This is a genomic window from Mumia spirodelae (assembly GCF_050632745.1).
Classification (GTDB): domain Bacteria; phylum Actinomycetota; class Actinomycetes; order Propionibacteriales; family Nocardioidaceae; genus Mumia.
In genome coordinates this window covers 95,740-113,699 of the sequence record NZ_JBODSD010000006.1, presented here as the reverse complement: position 1 = coordinate 113,699, position 17,960 = coordinate 95,740, and the positions used below count along the sequence as shown (strand labels likewise).

Annotated in this window: 16 protein-coding genes and 1 riboswitch; of the genes, 7 read left to right on the top strand and 9 right to left on the bottom strand. The window is 70.6% G+C overall.

What is annotated here, in order from left to right; genetic code table 11:
* Positions 1 to 35: 35 nt before the first annotated feature.
* Together ACQSSQ_RS22900 and uvrA are read right to left on the bottom strand one after the other, a co-directional pair.
* Positions 36 to 521 (bottom strand): Rieske (2Fe-2S) protein, encoded by a 486-nt coding sequence (locus ACQSSQ_RS22900; protein ID WP_431329465.1) that lies wholly within the window; start codon positions 519 to 521, stop codon positions 36 to 38.
* A 117-nt stretch (positions 522 to 638) separates the two neighbouring features.
* Complete coding sequence (uvrA, locus tag ACQSSQ_RS22895) at positions 639 to 3,737, bottom strand: excinuclease ABC subunit UvrA (protein WP_431329464.1); 3,099 nt, start codon at positions 3,735 to 3,737, stop codon at positions 639 to 641.
* A 186-nt stretch (positions 3,738 to 3,923) separates the two neighbouring features.
* On the opposite strand from uvrA, the gene ACQSSQ_RS22890 reads away from it, so the two are divergent.
* Together ACQSSQ_RS22890 and ACQSSQ_RS22885 are read left to right on the top strand one after the other, a co-directional pair.
* On the top strand, positions 3,924 to 4,622 hold the full coding sequence (locus ACQSSQ_RS22890; protein ID WP_431329463.1) for a maleylpyruvate isomerase family mycothiol-dependent enzyme: 699 nt from the start codon (positions 3,924 to 3,926) through the stop codon (positions 4,620 to 4,622).
* A gap of 31 nt (positions 4,623 to 4,653) precedes the next feature.
* On the top strand, positions 4,654 to 5,313 hold the full coding sequence (locus ACQSSQ_RS22885) for an MBL fold metallo-hydrolase (RefSeq protein ID WP_431329462.1): 660 nt from the start codon (positions 4,654 to 4,656) through the stop codon (positions 5,311 to 5,313).
* A 10-nt stretch (positions 5,314 to 5,323) separates the two neighbouring features.
* Here ACQSSQ_RS22885 and ACQSSQ_RS22880 read toward each other — a convergent pair whose 3' ends face one another.
* Positions 5,324 to 6,526, bottom strand: a complete 1,203-nt coding sequence (locus ACQSSQ_RS22880) for an NAD(P)-binding domain-containing protein (RefSeq protein ID WP_431329461.1) — start codon at positions 6,524 to 6,526, stop codon at positions 5,324 to 5,326.
* Between the two features lie 74 nt (positions 6,527 to 6,600).
* Positions 6,601 to 7,074, bottom strand: a complete 474-nt coding sequence (locus ACQSSQ_RS22875) for a CBU_0592 family membrane protein (protein WP_431329460.1) — start codon at positions 7,072 to 7,074, stop codon at positions 6,601 to 6,603.
* Between the two features lie 143 nt (positions 7,075 to 7,217).
* Between ACQSSQ_RS22875 and ACQSSQ_RS22870 the strand changes: the two genes are divergently transcribed.
* Entirely contained in the window at positions 7,218 to 8,126 is a 909-nt protein-coding gene (locus ACQSSQ_RS22870) for a LysR family transcriptional regulator (RefSeq protein ID WP_431329459.1), read from the top strand.
* A 20-nt stretch (positions 8,127 to 8,146) separates the two neighbouring features.
* Here the strand turns inward: ACQSSQ_RS22870 and ACQSSQ_RS22865 are convergent, their stop codons facing one another.
* Positions 8,147 to 8,422 (bottom strand): hypothetical protein, encoded by a 276-nt coding sequence (locus ACQSSQ_RS22865; protein WP_431329458.1) that lies wholly within the window; start codon positions 8,420 to 8,422, stop codon positions 8,147 to 8,149.
* A gap of 122 nt (positions 8,423 to 8,544) precedes the next feature.
* On the opposite strand from ACQSSQ_RS22865, the gene ACQSSQ_RS22860 reads away from it, so the two are divergent.
* Positions 8,545 to 9,966: an APC family permease gene (locus tag ACQSSQ_RS22860; RefSeq protein WP_431329457.1), complete on the top strand. Its 1,422-nt coding sequence runs from the start codon at positions 8,545 to 8,547 to the stop codon at positions 9,964 to 9,966.
* Positions 9,967 to 10,002: 36 nt separating this feature from the next.
* On the opposite strand, the gene ACQSSQ_RS22855 is transcribed toward ACQSSQ_RS22860, so the two are convergent.
* A complete protein-coding gene (locus ACQSSQ_RS22855; RefSeq protein WP_431329456.1) occupies positions 10,003 to 10,464 on the bottom strand; it encodes a transglycosylase family protein in 462 nt (153 codons plus the stop codon).
* A gap of 1 nt (position 10,465) precedes the next feature.
* Positions 10,466 to 10,614, bottom strand: a riboswitch (cyclic di-AMP (ydaO/yuaA leader).
* A gap of 391 nt (positions 10,615 to 11,005) precedes the next feature.
* Here ACQSSQ_RS22855 and ACQSSQ_RS22850 point away from each other — a divergent pair.
* The gene (locus tag ACQSSQ_RS22850; protein WP_431329455.1) at positions 11,006 to 11,800 is read left to right on the top strand and encodes a hypothetical protein; all 795 of its coding nucleotides are present in this window, start codon (positions 11,006 to 11,008) and stop codon (positions 11,798 to 11,800) included.
* 73 nt (positions 11,801 to 11,873) lie between these two features.
* Here the strand turns inward: ACQSSQ_RS22850 and ACQSSQ_RS22845 are convergent, their stop codons facing one another.
* Positions 11,874 to 12,887, bottom strand: coding sequence for a TerC family protein (locus ACQSSQ_RS22845; RefSeq protein WP_431329454.1), 1,014 nt, complete (start codon positions 12,885 to 12,887; stop codon positions 11,874 to 11,876).
* A 201-nt stretch (positions 12,888 to 13,088) separates the two neighbouring features.
* Here ACQSSQ_RS22845 and ACQSSQ_RS22840 point away from each other — a divergent pair, with 201 nt between their 5' ends.
* Positions 13,089 to 14,195 carry a hypothetical protein gene (locus ACQSSQ_RS22840; protein ID WP_431329453.1) on the top strand — a complete coding sequence of 369 codons (1,107 nt, stop codon included), beginning with the start codon at positions 13,089 to 13,091 and terminating at the stop codon, positions 14,193 to 14,195.
* An 86-nt stretch (positions 14,196 to 14,281) separates the two neighbouring features.
* On the opposite strand, the gene uvrB is transcribed toward ACQSSQ_RS22840, so the two are convergent.
* Both uvrB and ACQSSQ_RS22830 read right to left on the bottom strand, forming a co-directional pair.
* Positions 14,282 to 16,390 (bottom strand): excinuclease ABC subunit UvrB, encoded by a 2,109-nt coding sequence (gene uvrB / locus ACQSSQ_RS22835; protein WP_431329452.1) that lies wholly within the window; start codon positions 16,388 to 16,390, stop codon positions 14,282 to 14,284.
* A gap of 9 nt (positions 16,391 to 16,399) precedes the next feature.
* On the bottom strand, positions 16,400 to 17,035 hold the full coding sequence (locus ACQSSQ_RS22830; protein WP_431329451.1) for a hypothetical protein: 636 nt from the start codon (positions 17,033 to 17,035) through the stop codon (positions 16,400 to 16,402).
* 162 nt (positions 17,036 to 17,197) lie between these two features.
* Here ACQSSQ_RS22830 and ACQSSQ_RS22825 point away from each other — a divergent pair, with 162 nt between their 5' ends.
* Positions 17,198 to 17,911, top strand: a complete 714-nt coding sequence (locus tag ACQSSQ_RS22825) for a TetR/AcrR family transcriptional regulator (protein WP_431329450.1) — start codon at positions 17,198 to 17,200, stop codon at positions 17,909 to 17,911.
* Positions 17,912 to 17,960 lie beyond the last annotated feature (49 nt).

Here is a 17,960-nt window from a genome sequence, read left to right as displayed (position 1 = left end):
GTCTCCCCGCACGCCGCCGCGTAGCGCACGTCGTCTCAGACGAGGAAGAGCGTGTCCCCGTCGACACGGACCTCGCGGGACTCCAACGGCTGATCGGCAGGCCCCTGCTCGACCGACCCGTCGGCGGCGGAGAACTCGCTGCCGTGGCAGGTGCAGATCATCTTGTCGTCCTCGACCAGGTTGACCGCACAGCCCTGGTGGGTGCACACGGCGGAGAAGCACGCGAACGTCCCCTCCGTGGGCTGGGACACGAGCACGTTCTCGGACTTGAAGTAGGCGGCGCTGCCCACCGGGACGTCGCTGGTCGGGCCGAGCTCGGTGCCCGTCGGCTCGGCGCCCGCCTCGGTCGTGGCCTCTCCCCCGGGCGTCGTCGGGTCGCTCTGCGGCGCGGCGCTCGTGCTGCCGCCGGACGGGTCGTCCTCCCCGCCGCAGGCGGCGAGGAGCCCTCCGGCCACGACAGTCCCACCCACCAGGCCCACTCCTTGGATCACCGTGCGGCGCTTCACCTTGCTGTCGGTCATCAGGCCGTTTCCCTTCGTTCGGTGCGTCGTCGTTCGGTGGAAGGTTCAACGATCACCGCAGGCGAAGCGTGCCCGCAACTTCGGTGCCGGCGTGCGGCGTCCGTCGCCGCGGAGGCGTCAGGCCTTCTTGGCGGCCCTCGTCGCAGCGGCCTTCTTCGCCGGAGCCTTCTTCGCCGCCGGCTTCTTGGCCGCAGCCTTCTTGGCGACCGGCTTCTTGGCCGGCGCCGCAGCGTCGCGTGCCGCGGCGCGCTTCTGCGCCGCCGAGGCCTTCGCGGACGCCGTCCGCCCCGAGCCCGTCCGGATCCGGCCGGGTGCGACGTCCAGCGCCGGCTGGAGCGCCGGCTGCTTCGCCTCGCGACCCTCGAGCAGCGGCTTGAGGAACTGTCCGGTGTAGCTGTCCGGGTGGGCGGCGATCGCCTCCGGGGTGCCCTCGGCGACGAGCGTGCCCCCGCGGTTGCCGCCCTCGGGGCCCATGTCGATGAGCCAGTCGGCGGTCTTGATCACGTCGAGGTTGTGCTCGATGACGATGACCGAGTTGCCCTGGTCCACGAGTCGGCCGAGCACGCCGAGCAGCTTGCGGATGTCCTCGAAGTGCAGACCGGTGGTCGGCTCGTCGAGGACGTACAGGGTGCGACCGGTCTGCCGCTTCTGCAGCTCGGCCGCGAGCTTCACGCGCTGGGCCTCGCCGCCGGACAGCGTCGGAGCCGGCTGCCCGAGGCGGACGTAGCCCAGACCGACGTCGACCAGCGTGTTGAGGTGGCGCGCGATCGCCGGGATCGCCTCGAAGAACGTCTTGGCCTCCTCGATCGGCATGTCGAGCACGTCGGCGACCGTCTTGCCCTTGTAGTGCACCTCGAGCGTCTCGCGGTTGTAGCGCGCCCCGTGGCACACCTCGCACGGCACGTACACGTCCGGGAGGAAGTTCATCTCGATCTTGATCGTGCCGTCGCCCGAGCACGCCTCGCAGCGCCCACCCTTGACGTTGAACGAGAAGCGGCCCTGCTGGTAGCCGCGCACCTTCGCCTCCGGGGTGGCCGCGAACAGCTTGCGCACGTGGTCCCAGACCCCGGTGTAGGTGGCCGGGTTGGAGCGCGGGGTGCGCCCGATCGGCGACTGGTCGACGTGGATGATCTTGTCGACCAGGTCGATGCCGGTGATGTCCTTGTGCCGGCCCGGGAGGGCCCGCGCGTTGTGGATCGTGCGCGCGAGGGAGGTGTAGAGGATGTCGTTGACCAGCGTCGACTTGCCCGACCCCGACACGCCGGTCACCGCGACCAGCTGTCCGAGCGGGAACGCGACGTCGATGCCCTTGAGGTTGTGCTCGCGGGCTCCGCGCACGACCAGCTCGTGCCCCTCGCGACGCGGACGCCGCTCCGCCGGCACCGCGATCTCCTTGCGGCCGGACAGGTAAGCGCCGGTGATCGAGTCCTCCGACGCGAACAGCTCCTCCACGGTGCCGGAGACGATGACCTGACCGCCGTGCTCGCCGGCGCCCGGGCCGATGTCCACCGCCCAGTCCGACGCGCGGATCGTGTCCTCGTCGTGCTCCACGACGATCAGCGTGTTGCCGAGGTCGCGGAGGCGGACCAGCGTCTCGATGAGCCGGTGGTTGTCGCGCTGGTGGAGACCGATCGACGGCTCGTCGAGGACGTAGAGCACGCCGACGAGCCCCGCCCCGATCTGCGTCGCCAGCCGGATGCGCTGCGCCTCGCCACCCGACAGCGACCCCGCCGCGCGGTCGAGGCTCAGGTAGTCGAGCCCGACGTCGAGCAGGAACCGCAGCCGCTCGTGGATCTCCTTGAGCACGTGCTGGCCGATCTGGCTCTCGCGCTCGGACATCTCGAGGTCGCTGAGGTAGCGCGCCGCCTCCTCGATGGAGAGCGCGGAGACCTCGGCGATGTTCTTCTCGCCGTGGGTGGCCGAGCGCACCGTCACCCCGAGGATGACCGGCTTGAGGCGGGTGCCGCCGCAGGTCGGGCACGGCACCTCGCGCATGTAGTCCTCGAAGCGCTCGCGGGTCGTGTCCGACTCGGCCTCGGCGTGGCGGCGTACGACGTAGGGGATGACGCCCTCGAACGAGCTCCAGTAGGAGCGCTCGCGCCCGTAGCGGTTGCGGTAGTGCACGTGAACCTGCGTCGGGTGGCCCTCGAGCAGCGCCTTGCGCGCCGACGACGGCAGGTCCTCGAACGGCGTCGCGGTGGTGAAGCCGAGCTCCTCGGCGAGCGCGTCGATCAGGCGACCGAAGTAGTCCGCGACGTGCGCCGCCGACCACGGGGCGATCGCGCCGTCGTCGAGGGACAGCGACGGGTCCGGCACGACCAGCTCGGGATCGACCTCCATCCGGGTGCCCAGGCCCGAGCAGTCCGGGCAGGCGCCGAACGGCGCGTTGAACGAGAACGACCGCGGCTCCAGCTCGTCCACGGCTAGCGGGTGGTCGTTGGGGCAGGCGAGCTTCTCGGAGAAGCGGCGCACCCGGTGGGCGTCGTCCTCGGGCAGGTCCACGAAGTCGAGGAGCACGAGCCCGTCGGCGAGGTTGAGCGCGGTCTCGACCGAGTCGGTGATGCGCTGCTGGGCCGTCGGCTTGACCGCGAGCCGGTCCACGACGACCTCGATGTCGTGCTTCTTCTGCTTGGCGAGCGTCGGCGGCTCGTCGGCGAGGTTGTGGGTCTGCCCGTCGACCCGGACACGGCTGTAGCCCTGCGACTGCAGCTGGCGGAAGAGGTCGAGGTATTCGCCCTTGCGCCCGCGGATGACCGGCGCGAGGACCTGGAAGCGGGTGCCCTCCTCGAGCTCCATGATCCGGTCGACGATCTGCTGCGGGGTCTGCTTGGTGATCGCCTCGCCGCAGACCGGGCAGTGCGGGTGCCCGATGCGCGCGTAGAGGAGCCGCAGGTAGTCGTAGACCTCGGTGATCGTCCCGACGGTCGAGCGCGGGTTGCGCGAGGTCGACTTCTGGTCGATCGACACCGCCGGCGACAGGCCCTCGATGAAGTCGACGTCGGGCTTGTCCATCTGGCCGAGGAACTGCCGCGCGTATGCGGAGAGGCTCTCGACGTAGCGGCGCTGCCCCTCGGCGAAGATCGTGTCGAACGCGAGCGAGGACTTGCCGGAGCCCGACAGTCCCGTGAAGACGATCATCGCGTCCCGCGGGAGCTCGAGGGAGACGTCCTTCAGATTGTGCTCGCGAGCGCCGCGGATGAGCAGTTGATCTGCCACGTGAACAGCCTTCCTGGGGGTCGCGCCGGTCGGGAGAAAAAGGGCGTGGATCAACGCCCGGGCAGGACTCGACCCACCTTGTCAAGGGTACCGAGGGGGCCTGACAAAACCGGTCGGCGGAACCCGGCGCCTCGGCGACGGCATCCCCGATGACCCGTGCGGCCCCGCGCCTGGCAGGGTGGCCCCATGGCGACCCCCTACGACGTGATCGACCTCGTGGACTCGCGGACGCGCGATCTCCTGCTCGCCCTCGACGCTCTGGACGACGCCGACATGCGGGCGCCGAGCCTCCTGCCGGGCTGGACCCGCGGACATGTCGTGACCCACCTCGCACGCAACGCCGACGCGCTCGTGAACCTCTTCACGTGGGCCGAGACGGGCGAGAAGAAGCCGATGTACGCCTCCCCCGAGGCGCGCGACGCCGACATCGAGGCCGGGGCGCACCGCAGCGCGGACGCACTCCTGGACGACCTCACGGAGTCCTCGGTCCGCTGGATCGTCACCGCCCGCCGGCTCCCGGACGACGCGTGGGGCCGCACGGTCGTCGCCCGCGGGGGCAAGGAGGTCCCCGGCTCGTGGATCCCGATGCTGAGGGCGGGCGAGGTCATCGTGCACCACTACGACCTCGACCTCGGCTACACGCCGGACCAGTGGCCGCAGGGCTGGGTGTCGCTCGCCCTGCACGACGCCACCGCCAACCTGAGCGAGCGCGCCGGTGAGCCCGTGGCGCTGCGGGCCACCGACTCCGGCTTCGGCGTGGGCGACGGCGGAGGGCGTACGGTGTCGGGCACGCAGGCCGACCTGCTGGCCTGGGTGACCCGAGGCGTCGTCGGTCCGTCCCTGACCACCACCGGCGACCTGCCCGAGCTCGGACCGTGGCGCTGAGCCGGCGCCGTACCCGACCCCAGGAGGAACGATGACCAGGACCTACACCGGCAAGGTGACCGTCGGGGGCACGCCGGACTTCCGTGAGCTCCCCCACCTGATCATCACCAAGGTCGCGGTCGGGCCGATGAGCAACAACGCGTACGTCCTGCGCTGCCGCCACACCGACGAGCAGGTCCTGGTCGACGCCGCGAACGACGCCGCGACGCTGATCGAGGTGGTCGGGGCCGCGGGCCTCGCCGCCGTCGTCACGACCCACCGCCACGGCGACCACTGGCAGGCGCTGGCCGACGTCGTCGCCGCGACCGGCGCCCGGACGATCGCGGGCGCCGAGGACGCCGAGGAGATCGGGGTCCCGATCGACACCGTGGTCACCGACGGCGAGGAGATCGCGGTCGGACGGTCGCGGCTCCAGGTCATCCACCTCGTCGGCCACACGCCGGGCTCGATCGCCCTCCTGTACGACGATCCCGACGGCATGCCGCACCTCTTCACGGGCGACTCGCTGTTCCCCGGCGGCGTCGGCAAGACCTGGTCGCACGACGACTTCGCGTCGCTCATCGACGACGTGGAGCGCAAGATCTTCGACCGCCTCCCGGACGAGACCTGGTTCTACCCCGGTCACGGGGACGACTCCACGCTCGGCGACGAGCGCCCGCACCTCGCGGAGTGGCGCGCGCGGGGCTGGTGAAGTCCGCGGGTCACGCGGCGGACTGCTCCTCGGCGAGCGTGCGCGCCACGACGTGCGCGTCGTCGCCGACGCCCCACTGGAGCGACGACCGGCGGTTGCGGAGGAAGTGGACCCCGCAGAAGTAGAGCCCCGGTACGGCGGTGGACAGGTCGTCGGCGACCAGCGGGAAACCGTCGGCGTCGAACACCGGGAACTGCACCCATCGGGCGTAGTCCGGCCGGAACCCGGCCGTGAGCACGACGGCACCGATCCCGGCGACGTCCGCGCGCAGCGGCGGGTCGGCGACGAAGGGCTTCGGCTCGGGCACGTCCGGCGCCTCGTCACCGAAGCGGCCGTCGAGAAGCCCGCGCATGTCGGCGAGCCGGGCGTCCCCGAAGGCGACCGACTCCGCGAGGTCGTCGGCGAACGCGACCGTCCCGTCCGCGACACCCAGGAGACGTCCGGTCAGCACCACACCCAGCTCCTGGAGCACCCGGTAGTGCAGGTCGTGGCCGCCCCGGGCGCCGGTCGCCTGAGGATTCGCCAGGAGCCTCGCCGCCGGTCCAGGCAGCGCGGACCGCGGCTGGTCGAAGTAGCCGGCCCGCTCCAGCCACGTCACGACGTCGACGCCGTCGAGCCGTCGTGGGGTCCACGGCGCACGTCCGCAGGCGAGCAGCACGTCCCGTCCTGCGAGGTGGAGCTCCTCGGCGAGCTGCACGCCCGTCTGGCCCGACCCCACCACGAGCACCCGCCCGTCGGGGAGGTCGGACGGGCGGCGGTACGCCGTCACGTCGAGGACCGCGACCGACGACGGGAAGGCCGTCGCCGCGGGCGGAAGGTGCGGCCGCTGGTAGGCGCCCGTGCAGACGACCACGGCGTCGGCGTCGATGTCCCCCTGGTCGGTACGGAGGAGGAAGCGCGCCCCGCGGCCCGTCTCCACGCTCGCCACCGTCGTACCCTCCTCGACCGGGCCGGCCTGGCGTTCGGCGTAGTCCTGCAGGAACGCCACGATCGCGTCCCTCGGGACGTGCCCCTCCGGCTCGTCGCCGTCGTACGCGCTGCCGGGGAGTCGCAGGCTCCAGTTGGGCGTCACGAGGGTGAAGCTGTCCCACCGGCCGCGCCAGGTCTGCGCCACGCGTCCGCGCTCGAGGACCCGGTGCTCGACGCCCAGCGCGGCCAGCTCATGGCTGACGGCCAGACCGGCCTGCCCTCCGCCCACGACGATCGTCGACATCGCGACCTCCTCCCCTCACGACGATGCCCTCTCCCGGACCGATCCGGGAGAGGGCATGCAACGTCGTACGACGATCAGGCGGCGGCCGCGACCCCCCGACCGGTGAGCGCCTTGAGCTCGTCCACGCTCATCCGCAGCGTCGGGTCGCGCTCCTCGAGCAGCAGGTCGTACGAGGCCTCGGCACGCTCGACCGCGGGCGACGTCGCCGCGACGAGCGGGGTCGCCTCGACGAGGGGGTTCTCGCGCGGCTCGAGGTCGGCGGCCGAGACCGACGCCGCGGCAGCCTGACGGTCCGCGTGCTTCTTGGCGACGATGGCCCACAGGGCCTGGCCGCCGATCACGATCCAGATGAGGTTCGCCGCGGCGGACGGCCAGACGCCGTTGAACGCCGCGACCCCACCCATGAGGCCGGCGCCGAGGAGGTTGGCGGACTGGTAGCGCGCCGAGGCGGCCTTCCAGCGTCCGCGGCTGACGAGAAGGTACGCGGCTGCGCCCGCGACAGCGCCGACCCACCCGAGGGTGGTGACGAAGTCGGCGACCGAGAACATGTGCGGCTCCGAGAAGGTCGTGCGTGGATGAGGGGGAAGTGCCGGCGTCCGGAGGGCCTCACGGGCGGCGACCAGTCCAGTGTGCGCCGCACTCGGGTTAAGCACAATCGAGCCTTTCTTGATGAGCCGTTTAGCATTGCTGAATGGCATCGATCGACCCGCGCCGACTCGCGTATCTGCTGGCCGTATACCGGACGGGCGGCATCCTCGCGGCCGCGGATGAGTTGAACGTCACACCCTCGGCGGTCTCCCAGCAGATAGCGCGCCTGGAGTCCGAGGAGGGTCTCGACGTGCTCGCGCGAGGTCCGCGCGGCGTCACGCTCACCCCGGCCGGACGCGTCCTGGCCGAGACGGCCGAGCGCATCGAGGCGGAGCTGGTGGAGGCACGCAAGACCCTGGCGACGATGGGCGACGAGGTCTCCGGCCGGGTGGCCGTCGGGGCGTTCCAGACGTCGATCCAGGCGATCGTCGGTCCGTCGCTCGGTCAGGTGCGCGAGGACTACCCCGGCATCGAGGTCACCGTCGCCGAGCACGAGCCGGACGAGGCTGTCCGCCTCCTCCGCGCCGGCGAGCTCGACCTCGTCCTCGTCGAGCAGGACGAGGACGCCGTCACCAGCGCCCCGCGCGGCATGCACGACGTGATCCTGCTCGACGAGCCGTGGCGGGTCGTCATCCCGTCGACGTTCCCGACGCCCACCCAGGTCGCCGACCTGACGGACGCGCCCTGGCTCGCCGCCGAGCGGCAGACCGCCGCCGCCCGCGCGCTCGAGCGTCTCGCCGGCACGCTCGGAGGGCGCCTGCGCGTCGTCCACCAGTTCACGAGCTTCGAGGCCGCGTACGCCCTGGTGGCCGCCGGCGAGGGCGTGGCCATGGTCGCCGCCCTCGCGCTGCAGCAGGAGCTGCCTGCAGGGGTGGAGGTGGTCCCGCTGCCCGGCCTCGGCTCCCGCCGGGTCATCGCACGGCACCGGCAGAACCGGCGCGAGCCCGGCCCGGCCGTCACCGCGGTCCTGGACGCCCTGCTCGCGGCGGCGGGGCGGGTGGAGCTGGGGTGAGCCTGCAGCCTCCTGGCCGGTCAGCCGGCAGAACCGGCGGGGGCGTCCGGACTGGCGGGACGGAGGCGCTTGGCGGGGACCCACTGCTCGACCAGCGTCCCCTCCCCCTCCTTGCCGGGGACGAACGCGACCCGCGCGACCCAGCCCTGCGACTCGCGGCGCCACTCGATCACCAGACCGGGATAGGCGTCCGACTCGTACCGGCTGAGCGAGACCCAGACGTGACGGACTCCGCGGCCCTCGCGAGGCGGGGCGACGGAACGCTCCTCCTGGCCGTACCGCCTGTTGGTTCCCACGCGGAAAGGATACGCCTGCTTCGAACACGTGTTCGATCAACCTCCACCCTCTGCCGGATTGCGGCCAGCGCGGCCCGGCACGACAGTGAGGGGTGCGCGACCGGCGTACGAGGAGGGGTGCCATGAGCGACGCAAGGCCTGGTTCCACGACATCGGAGCAGGACCGCCCACCGGAGCTGAGGCGCTTCCTGACACCGAAGCTGCTCCTGCTCTTCATCGTCGGAGACATCCTCGGCACCGGCGTCTACGCCCTCACGGGCCAGGTCGCCGCCGAGGTCGGCGGTGCAGCATGGCTGCCGTTCATCATCGCCTTCGTCATCGCGACGCTGACCGCGTTCTCCTACCTCGAGCTCGTCACGAAGTATCCGCAGGCCGCCGGCGCCGCCCTCTACACGCACAAGGCCTTCGGGATCCACTTCCTGACGTTCCTGGTCGCGTTCGCCGTCCTGTCCTCGGGCATCACGTCGGCCTCGACCGCCTCGCGCGTCTTCGCGCGCAGCCTGGACCAGGGCTTCGGGCTGGACCTCGGCAACTCCGGGATCCTCGTGGTGGCCCTGCTCTTCATGATCGTCCTCGCGCTGGTGAACCTGCGCGGTGTGGCGCACGGGATCATGACGAACGTCGTCCTCACCCTCGTCGAGCTGACCGGTCTCCTGCTCGTCCTCCTCGTCGGGGTGTGGGCGATCGTGCAGGGCGACGCCGACTTCTCCCGGGTGGTGGCCTTCGACACCCCGGAGGACAAGAACGTCTTCCTGGCGGTGACGACGGCGACCTCGCTGGCGTTCTTCGCGATGGTCGGCTTCGAGGACTCCGTCAACATGGCCGAGGAGACGAAGGACCCGGTCTCGACGTTCCCGCGGATCATGCTGACCGGCCTGTCGATCACCGGCCTGATCTACGTCCTCGTCTCGATCACCGCGGTCGCGCTGGTCCCCATCGGCAAGCTCGCCGCGACCGAGACGCCGCTCCTCACCGTCGTGGAGACCGGGGCGCCCAACCTCCCGATCGACGAGATCTATCCGTTCATCACGATGTTCGCGGTCGCCAACACCGCGCTGATCAACATGCTGATGGCCAGCCGGCTGCTGTACGGGATGGCCAGGCAGCACGTCCTTCCGCCACCGCTGGCCCACGTCGGACGCAAGCGGCAGACGCCATGGGTCGCGATCCTCTTCACGACGCTGCTGGCCCTCGGGCTCATCACCTACGTCTTCAACGCCAGCGAGGACGCCGTCGCCACGCTGGGCGGCACGACGGCGCTGCTGCTGCTCGCGGTCTTCACGGTCGTCAACGTCGCCGTCCTGGTCCTGCGTCGCGACCACGTCGACAGCCGGCACTTCGTCGCCCCCACGATCCTGCCGGTGATCGGCGCCGTCACGTGCCTCTACCTCGTGACGCCGCTGTCGGGCCGGGACGGGGAGCAGTACGTCGTCGCGGGGATCATGATCGGCGTCGGCGTCGTCCTGTGGGTGATCACGTGGTTCATCAACCGCGCCTTCTACGCCGAGCGCACCTACGTGAAGGACCCCGCCGAGCTCGAGTGAGCCGACGGGGTCCGTCACGGTGCCCTCAGCGAGGGATCACCAGAACCGCTTGCGCCACCAACGCGGGAAGTGCCCGATGGCGCCCTTCTTGGCGTAGCGATCGCTCTTCGCGAAGCCCTGCCACTTCTCGCGCTTGTGCTTGGTCGTCAGCCCGAGCTTGCGGGTGCAGCCGGGCCACGCGCCCCAGCCCTGACTCTTGAGGACCTTCTCCGCGACCGCGATCTGCTCGCGGCGCTTGGCCTTGTAGGCGGTCGACGCATACTTCTTGCCGCCGTACGCGCGCCACGTGCCGGGATTGAACTGCAGACCACCGTGGTAGCCGTTACCGGTGTTGATGTGCCACCGACCCCCGGCCTCGCACCGAGCGAGGCGTTCCCAGGTCTTGTCCTTGGCTGCGTTGGCGGGGGTGCTGGTGAAGACCAGCAGACCCGCCACCAGGCCGACGAGAGCGAGCGTGGTGGCGGCGCCGCGCTTGGCGACGCTCAGGGCGTTGTTCATGTTGTTCCTTCACAACGCCTGTGGGGTTAGCTGTCGGGTTCGGGCCGAAGGTGCCCGGCCGTCACGGACGGTGTCCGTGTGCGGCTTCACCCCAAGGAGCCGAGGCTCCAGAATTGGGTTCCCCACTCCCGCCCGTGGTGCTCGTGGTTCGCCGGCCCCCGTGACCGACCTTCCGGGGTAGGCCTTGCTCGTGGGCGGGACTCGGCGTCGAGCAAGACCTCCGACAGACTAACCCAGAGAATCAAGACATCAAGGACACCGCGGCCGGGATCGGACGTTTCGGGACGCCTCTCCCCTGCAACGACGGGGATGCGCCCCCGCCGAAAAGCCCCGGCGGTGAGCCTGGTCCCACCGCGGGGTGCACGGGTGGGACCCAGCTCACCGCTCCCGAGTGCGGAACGCGGGGCGACCGTCGATCGTCCACAGGCGCGGCCGGGTCACCCGCGAGCGGGCCAAGAGCGTGGGCCTCCCGCCGAAGGCGCTGCTCGGCCGGCGGTTCACCCGAATTCACCCCCGCGTGTGGGTCCACGTCGACCACCCGATGTCGGACCTTGACCACATCCGCGCCGCCGCTCTCGCTGCACCGGCGTACGCGAAGGTCACCGACTCCTCGAGGCTCCGGATGCTGGGGTACGACGACCTACCCTTGCGACCGATCTGCTTCGTGGTCCCTGACGATCACCACGCGTCGCTCGAGGGAATCCTGGTCCACCGGACCAAGATCGTGCCTCCCTTGGACGCGGTCGGGGTCACGCCGGCGGCGGCGTTCGTCGGATGCTGCGCCGAGGAGCGGTCGATCGACCTCATCGCTGCCGGCGACTGGCTCGTCCGCCACGATCACGCTACGGTCACCGAGATCGTCGACCTCGCCGAGCGAGACGACTGGCGTCCGGGTGCGACACGGGCACTCGAGATCGTCCCTCATCTGAACCCGCGATCGCGTTCGCCCCGCGAGTCGAAGGTCCGCGCCTATCTCGTGGCAGCCGGACTTCCCGTTCCGGAGGTCAACGTCGACCTCGAGGTCGGCGGGAAGATGCTCGGCTGCGTCGACCTCCTCTACCGTCGCTGGCTGCTCGTCATCGAGTACGAAGGGCGACAACATTCCGAGGACGACCACCAGTTCAACGTCGACATCGGCCGGTACGAGCGCTTTCGGGACCATCACGTGGCCTACGTCCAGATCACCAACGCTCGGTTCGCGAGCCCACGAGCGCTCGTGATGCTCGTCCACCAGAAGCTCGTGGCTCGCGGCTACGACGGGCCAGCGCCGGTGTTCGGTCGGCGATGGCGCGACCTCATCGCGCCTGTGGAGGGGGCACATGCACGACGGCGGTGAGCCTGGTCCCACCGCGGAGTTCACGGGTGGGACCCAGCTCACCGCCGGGCCGTGAGAGCGGTACGCCGCCGCGTCAGGTCTGCGGGATGTCCTCACGCTCGTCCGGGCGCTGCGGCGGCGGCTGGTTGCGCGTCTTCCACAGGCTCGCCACCGCCGTGACCGCGAGGACGACGATGATGACGCCGAGGCTGGCCAGCGTCGGGATCTCCGGCACGTCGAGGTGCTCACCGTTGTTGATGAACGGCAGCTCGTTGGTGTGCAGGGCGTGCAGGACCAGCTTGACGCCGATGAACGCGAGGATCACCGACAGACCGAGCGACAGGTAGACCAGGCGCTGCAGCAGGCCGCCGAGCAGGAAGTAGAGCTGGCGCAGACCCATGAGGGCGAAGATGTTCGCGGTCAGGACCAGGTACGGCTCCTTCGTGATGCCGTAGATCGCGGGGATCGAGTCCAGCGCGAACAGCAGGTCGGTCGTGCCCAGCGCCAGGATCACGAGGAACATCGGCGTCAGGAACCGCTTGCCGTCGATCCGGATCGCCATCTTCATGCCGTGGAACTCGTCGGTGACGCTGAAGTGGCGCTCGGCGAAGCGGACCACGGCGTTGTCGCCGGCCTCCTCGTCGTCGTGGTTGCGGTAGCTCTTGACCAGGCCGTACGCCGTGTAGACGAGGAACAGGCCGAAGATGTAGAAGACCCAGCTGAAGTTGTTGATCGCAGCGGCGCCGAGCCCGATGAAGATCGCACGGAAGATCAGCGCCAGGATGATGCCGATCATCAGCGCCTCTTGCTGATAGACCCTCGGCACCTTGAAGCTCGCCATGATGATGATGAAGATGAACAGGTTGTCCACCGAGAGGCTGTACTCGGTGAGCCATCCGGTGAAGAACTCCAGGCCGTACTGGCCGCCGTGGAAGCTCGACACCCAGATGCCGAACGCGACGGCGAGGCCGACGTACACCGAGAGCGCGAGCCCGGCTTCCTTCATCGACGGCTCGTGGGGTCGGCGAGCGATCACGACGACGTCGAAGAGGAGCACGGCGACGGTGACGCCGATCGTGATCCACCACTCGAGGGGGGTGACGTTCATGCGGTTAGGTTCCTCCGGTCGGATACGTGTCTGGCCGGAGGTCTCTTCCGCCGCGCCGGCGCGCTGGGCACCTGACACGACTCGACCCGCCGGGCCAGAAGAACGGCCGTGATGACGACGGGTCGACGAAAGGAATACTCCCCTCCCTGCGCCATTGTGCCAGAGGGTGCACGAGAGCCCGACTCGCGAGATGCTCGCGACGTGGCGGTGAGACACGTGGGGCTGGTCGGAGCGCTGACGAGTCCCGGTGCGCACCGGGCCCTCCTGCGCCACGGGACCCGGACCAGCGTGCCTGCGATGCTGGACGCCGCCGACCAGCAGGCGCGTGAGGTCGACGTGCCCGGGCGCGCCGCGGCGTACGGGTTCGCCTGGGAGCCCGACGACGTGGACACCGAGCTCTGGTATCCCCAGGGCATCACCACCTCCGCGGACGCCGACGCGGGCACGACCCCCGGGGGCACCGGTGGTCGGGACGTCGTCGTCGTCAGCTGGTACGCCCACCACGACGCTCGGCGCAACGGCTCCCGCCTCACGTTCGTCGACCTCGCGACGCTGCGCTACCGCCACGTGCTCCTGGTCCGGCCGCGCAGGATGCCGTGGGGGGTCCGGGCGCACCCGCTCCCGATCCACGCGGGCGGCATCGCCTGGTACGGGCCGTACCTGTACGTCGCCGCGACCCGCGCGGGCATCTACCTGGTCCGCATCGACGACCTGCTCCGTCTGGACCCGGACGCGCGGCGGGGGCCGTCGGAGCGGCTCGGGTACGACCTCGTGCTCCCCGTCTTCGCCCGGCTGCGCGCCTGGAGCCGCGACGACGGCAGCCGACTTCGCTACTCGTTCCTGTCGGTCGAGCACGGCAGCCCCGCCGACGGGGACCCCGCCTCCCTCGTCGTCGGGGAGTACGGCGGGGTGGGCAAGACGCAGCGGCTCTGGCGGTTCCCTCTCGATCCGCGGACCCACCTGCCGGTGCGCGACGAGCACACCGGGCGCGTCACGCCCGCCGAGCTGCACGCCGACGTGTCCCCTCGGATGCAGGGCGCGACGGCGCTCGACGGCACCTGGTACCTGACGACGAGCCAGGGCCGCGGCAACAACGGCGATCTGCTCGTCGGGAGGCCGGGGGCGTTTCGACGGCACAAGAAGGTCCTCCCGACCGGCTGCGAGGACATCGCCGCGTGGCCGCAGCAGCGCCGGCTCTGGTCCGTGACGGAGTGGCCGGGGATGCGGTGGGTGTACGCCGTCGACGCGGACGCGTGGGAGGGGCCTGCCGAGGTGGCGGGCGACGGTCTCGATACGCCCCTCGCGTAGCGGCTCGGAGCTACTCGACCACCTGGTGAGGGCTGCTCGACCACCGGGTGAGGCCTACTCGACCACCTGGCGGGGCCGGCTGGGGCTCAGCCGGCGCCGGCGGCCTGCATCTGGCGGAGCTCCTTCTTGAGCTCGCCGATCTCGTCGCGCAGCCGCGCCGCCACCTCGAACTGCAGCTCCTCGGCCGCCGCGTGCATCTGCGTGTTGAGGCCCTGGATCAGCTCGGCGAGCTCCGAGGCCGCCATCGACGACGGATCCACGTGGGTCCCGTCGCCGGACGCGCCCACCAGCGGCACCGGGGACTTGCCGCGCGACTGCGCCCGGCCGGAGCCGACGAGCTGCTCGATGTCGGCGTCCTCGCGGGCCAGCATGTCGGTGATGTCGGCGATCTTCTTGCGCAGCGGGGTCGGGTTGATGCCGTGCTCAGTGTTGTACGCGATCTGGATCGCGCGGCGCCGGTTGGTCTCGTCGATCGCCTGCTCCATCGACGGCGTCACCGAGTCGGCGTACATCACGACCTGGCCCGACACGTTGCGCGCCGCGCGACCGATCGTCTGGATCAGCGAGCGACCCGAGCGCAGGAAGCCCTCCTTGTCGGCGTCGAGGATCGCGACCAGGCTCACCTCAGGCAGGTCGAGACCCTCACGCAGCAGGTTGATGCCGACGAGGACGTCGTACTCCCCCATCCGCAGCTCGCTGAGCAGCTCGACGCGCCGCAGCGTGTCGACCTCGCTGTGCAGGTAGCGCGTCCGGATGCCGGCCTCGAGCAGGTAGTCGGTCAGGTCCTCGGCCATCTTCTTGGTGAGGGTGGTGACGAGGACGCGCTCGTTGCGCTCGACGCGGCCGCGGATCAGGTCGATGAGGTCGTCGATCTGGCCCTTGGTCGGCTTGACGATGACCTCGGGGTCGACCAGGCCGGTCGGCCGGATGATCTGCTCGACGACGTCGTCCTCATCCTTGACCTTGGACATCTCGTAGGGGCCGGGCGTCGCCGAGAGGTAGACCGTCTGACCGATCCGCTCGAGGAACTCCTCCCACTTGAGCGGACGGTTGTCCATCGCGCTCGGCAGACGGAACCCGTGCTCGACCAGCGTGCGCTTGCGGGACATGTCTCCCTCGTACATCCCGCCGATCTGTGGGACCGTCACGTGCGACTCGTCCACGACCAGCACGAAGTCCTCGGGAAAGTAGTCGAGGAGGCAGTTGGGCGCGGAGCCCGGGAGCCGGCCGTCCATGTGCAGCGAGTAGTTCTCGATGCCGGAGCAGGTGCCGACCTGGCGGATCATCTCCACGTCGTACGTCGTGCGCATCCGCAGCCGCTGCGCCTCCAGGAGCTTGCCCTGGCTCTCGAGCTCGGCGAGCCGGTGCTCGAGCTCGTTCTCGATCCCGCGCACCGCGGTCTCGAGGCGCTCCGGCCCGACCGTGTAGTGCGTGGCGGCACCGACGTACAGCTCGCGCTCGTCGCTGAGCACCTCGCCCGTCAGCGGGTGCAGCGTCATCAGCCGCTCGATCTCGTCGCCGAAGAACTCGACCCGGACGGCGAGCTCCTGGTAGACCGGGAAGATCTCGAGCGTGTCGCCGCGCACGCGGAAGGTGCCGCGCGTCGCCGCCAGGTCGTTGCGGGAGTACTGGGCCGTCACGAGCGTCCGCAGGAGCTTGTCGCGGTCCATCTCCGAGCCGACCTGGAGATGGATCATGCGGTTCATGTACTCCTCGGCGGAACCGAGGCCGTAGATGCACGAGACGGTCGCGACCACGATCACGTCACGTCGGGTCAGGAGGTTCCACGTCGCCGAGTGCCGCAGCCTCTCGACCTCCTCGTTGATCGAGGAGTCCTTCTCGATGTAGGTGTCGGTCTGCGGGACGTACGCCTCGGGCTGGTAGTAGTCGTAGTACGAGACGAAGTACTCGATGGCGTTGTCGGGGAACAGCTGACGCAGCTCGTTGGCGAACTGCGCCGCGAGGGTCTTGTTGGGCTGCATCACGAGCATCGGGCGCTGCAGCTGCTCGGCCAGCCACGCCACGGTCGCCGTCTTGCCGGTGCCGGTCGCACCGAGCAGGATCGTGTCGCTGTCGCCGCGCTCGACGCGCTCGGTGAGCTCCTTGATCGCCTGGGGCTGGTCGCCGCTCGGCTCGTAGTCGGACACCACGCGCAGGGGCGCGACCTGCCGCTGGAGGTCCTTGACGGAACGCATGCGTCGAGCCTACGTCGTGGGACCGACACCTTCGCGACGCGAGCGACGGCGGACGTAGAGCGGTCCCACCACGACCACGAGGACGACCGCCGCGACGATCAGCCCCACCACGACGGGCGACGGGGAGTCGACCTGCTGGGACTCGGCGTCGATGCTCGCGGCGTCGGTGCCGCCGGTGCCCTCGCCGGCCGCGCTCGCCGTCGGCGCCGCCGGCTCCGGCGCGGCCGCCGAGGGCGTCGGAGCGACCGGCGCAGGCCGGTACGCCGCGCGGTCGGAGGTCGCGGCCTCCAGGTCCGAGAGCACGGCGTCGTCCACAGGCCCGGTGCCGCTGCAGACCCCGGACACCAGCGCGCCGTCCTCGTCCTGGACGAAGAACACGTACTGCTGGTCGCTCGCGAACACCTGCGGCTGACCCATGTCCGGCTCGGCCACCACGGGCGCCGTCCGCGGGACGTCCCCCTTGTAGACGTCGCTGACCTCCACGAGCACGGCGTCCTCGTCGGCCCCGCTCGGGCTGGTCGTGCCGACGAACACGGCGTCCGCGCGGCCGACCTGCTCCGCCACGGTGCTCTGCGCGCAGCTCGTCGCTCCGGCGGGGGCGACACCCACCACGGCCGCCAGCACCACGCCGACGCCCACGAGCACCGCTGATCCTCGCCGCATCCCGTACCTCCGAGCCGTCTCGGACGACGGTTGCACGCCGTCGTACGACGGAAACCGCCGCCGTACGACCACGCTACCGCGCGGAAGGCGCATCGCCAGGTGTCGCTCGCCCCTGAAACCGTGCTTCACCACTAGACTTCCGGTGTGGGAGAAGAGAACGCCGAAGCACCTGAGCCGAGGACGCTGCGTGGGGCACGGGCGACCGCGGCGCGGCGCCGGGCGCGCGAGGACGACATCATCCGGGCGACGCGCAACCTGTTCGACACGGTCGGAGTGCGCGACGCGCAGATCGAGGACATCGCCCAGGCCGTCGGGATCAACCGCGCGATCATCTACCGGCACTTCTCCGGCAAGGAGGAGCTCTTCGCGCTGACGCTCATCGGCTATCTCGACGAGCTCGCCGAGGTGATGCGCGAGGCCGACGACGATAACCTCGCGCCGTCCGAGCGCCTGGAGGCCGTCGCGAGCGCCTTCCTCGACCGCGGCCACGACTACCCGGCGTTCGTCGACTGCGCCCTGGACCTGCTCAGCAAGTCGGGCGAGGAGCTGTTCGAGAGCGTCTCCGAGGGCGCGATGATCCGCCTCGGCCGCGGCATGCTCGGCCCTCTCGGCGCCCTGGCCGAGGTCCTGGAGGCCGGCAACAAGACCGGCGACTTCCACGTCGACGACCCGTTCATGCTGGCCAACATGCTCTACACCCAGTCGCTCGGCGCGCTGCAGTTCGCCCGCAACCAGCTGCTGGTGAGCGAGGGCGCTCCGGGCGTCCCGACGGTACGCCGGGTGGCGTGGGAGTCCGTCAAGCGCCACACCATCCGCGCCGCGCACGCGATGGCGGTCGCCGACGACCCGGTCGGCTGAGCCGCGGCGCACCTTCATGACTGCGAGAGCCCCCCGCGCACCAGCGCGG

Bases quoted from the DNA above. Each gene is read 5' to 3' on its own strand.
- ACQSSQ_RS22845 (WP_431329454.1), bottom strand. From the start codon at position 12,887: ATGAACGTCACCCCCCTCGAGTGGTGGATCACGATCGGCGTCACCGTC.
- ACQSSQ_RS22885 (WP_431329462.1), top strand. From the start codon at position 4,654: ATGACCAGGACCTACACCGGCAAGGTGACCGTCGGGGGCACGCCGGAC.
- ACQSSQ_RS22890 (WP_431329463.1), top strand. From the start codon at position 3,924: ATGGCGACCCCCTACGACGTGATCGACCTCGTGGACTCGCGGACGCGC.
- ACQSSQ_RS22850 (WP_431329455.1), top strand. From the start codon at position 11,006: ATGTCGGACCTTGACCACATCCGCGCCGCCGCTCTCGCTGCACCGGCG.
- ACQSSQ_RS22875 (WP_431329460.1), bottom strand. From the start codon at position 7,074: ATGTTCTCGGTCGCCGACTTCGTCACCACCCTCGGGTGGGTCGGCGCT.
- ACQSSQ_RS22870 (WP_431329459.1), top strand. From the start codon at position 7,218: ATGGCATCGATCGACCCGCGCCGACTCGCGTATCTGCTGGCCGTATAC.
- ACQSSQ_RS22880 (WP_431329461.1), bottom strand. From the start codon at position 6,526: ATGTCGACGATCGTCGTGGGCGGAGGGCAGGCCGGTCTGGCCGTCAGC.
- ACQSSQ_RS22855 (WP_431329456.1), bottom strand. From the start codon at position 10,464: ATGAACAACGCCCTGAGCGTCGCCAAGCGCGGCGCCGCCACCACGCTC.
- uvrB (WP_431329452.1), bottom strand. From the start codon at position 16,390: ATGCGTTCCGTCAAGGACCTCCAGCGGCAGGTCGCGCCCCTGCGCGTG.
- ACQSSQ_RS22860 (WP_431329457.1), top strand. From the start codon at position 8,545: ATGAGCGACGCAAGGCCTGGTTCCACGACATCGGAGCAGGACCGCCCA.
- ACQSSQ_RS22900 (WP_431329465.1), bottom strand. From the start codon at position 521: ATGACCGACAGCAAGGTGAAGCGCCGCACGGTGATCCAAGGAGTGGGC.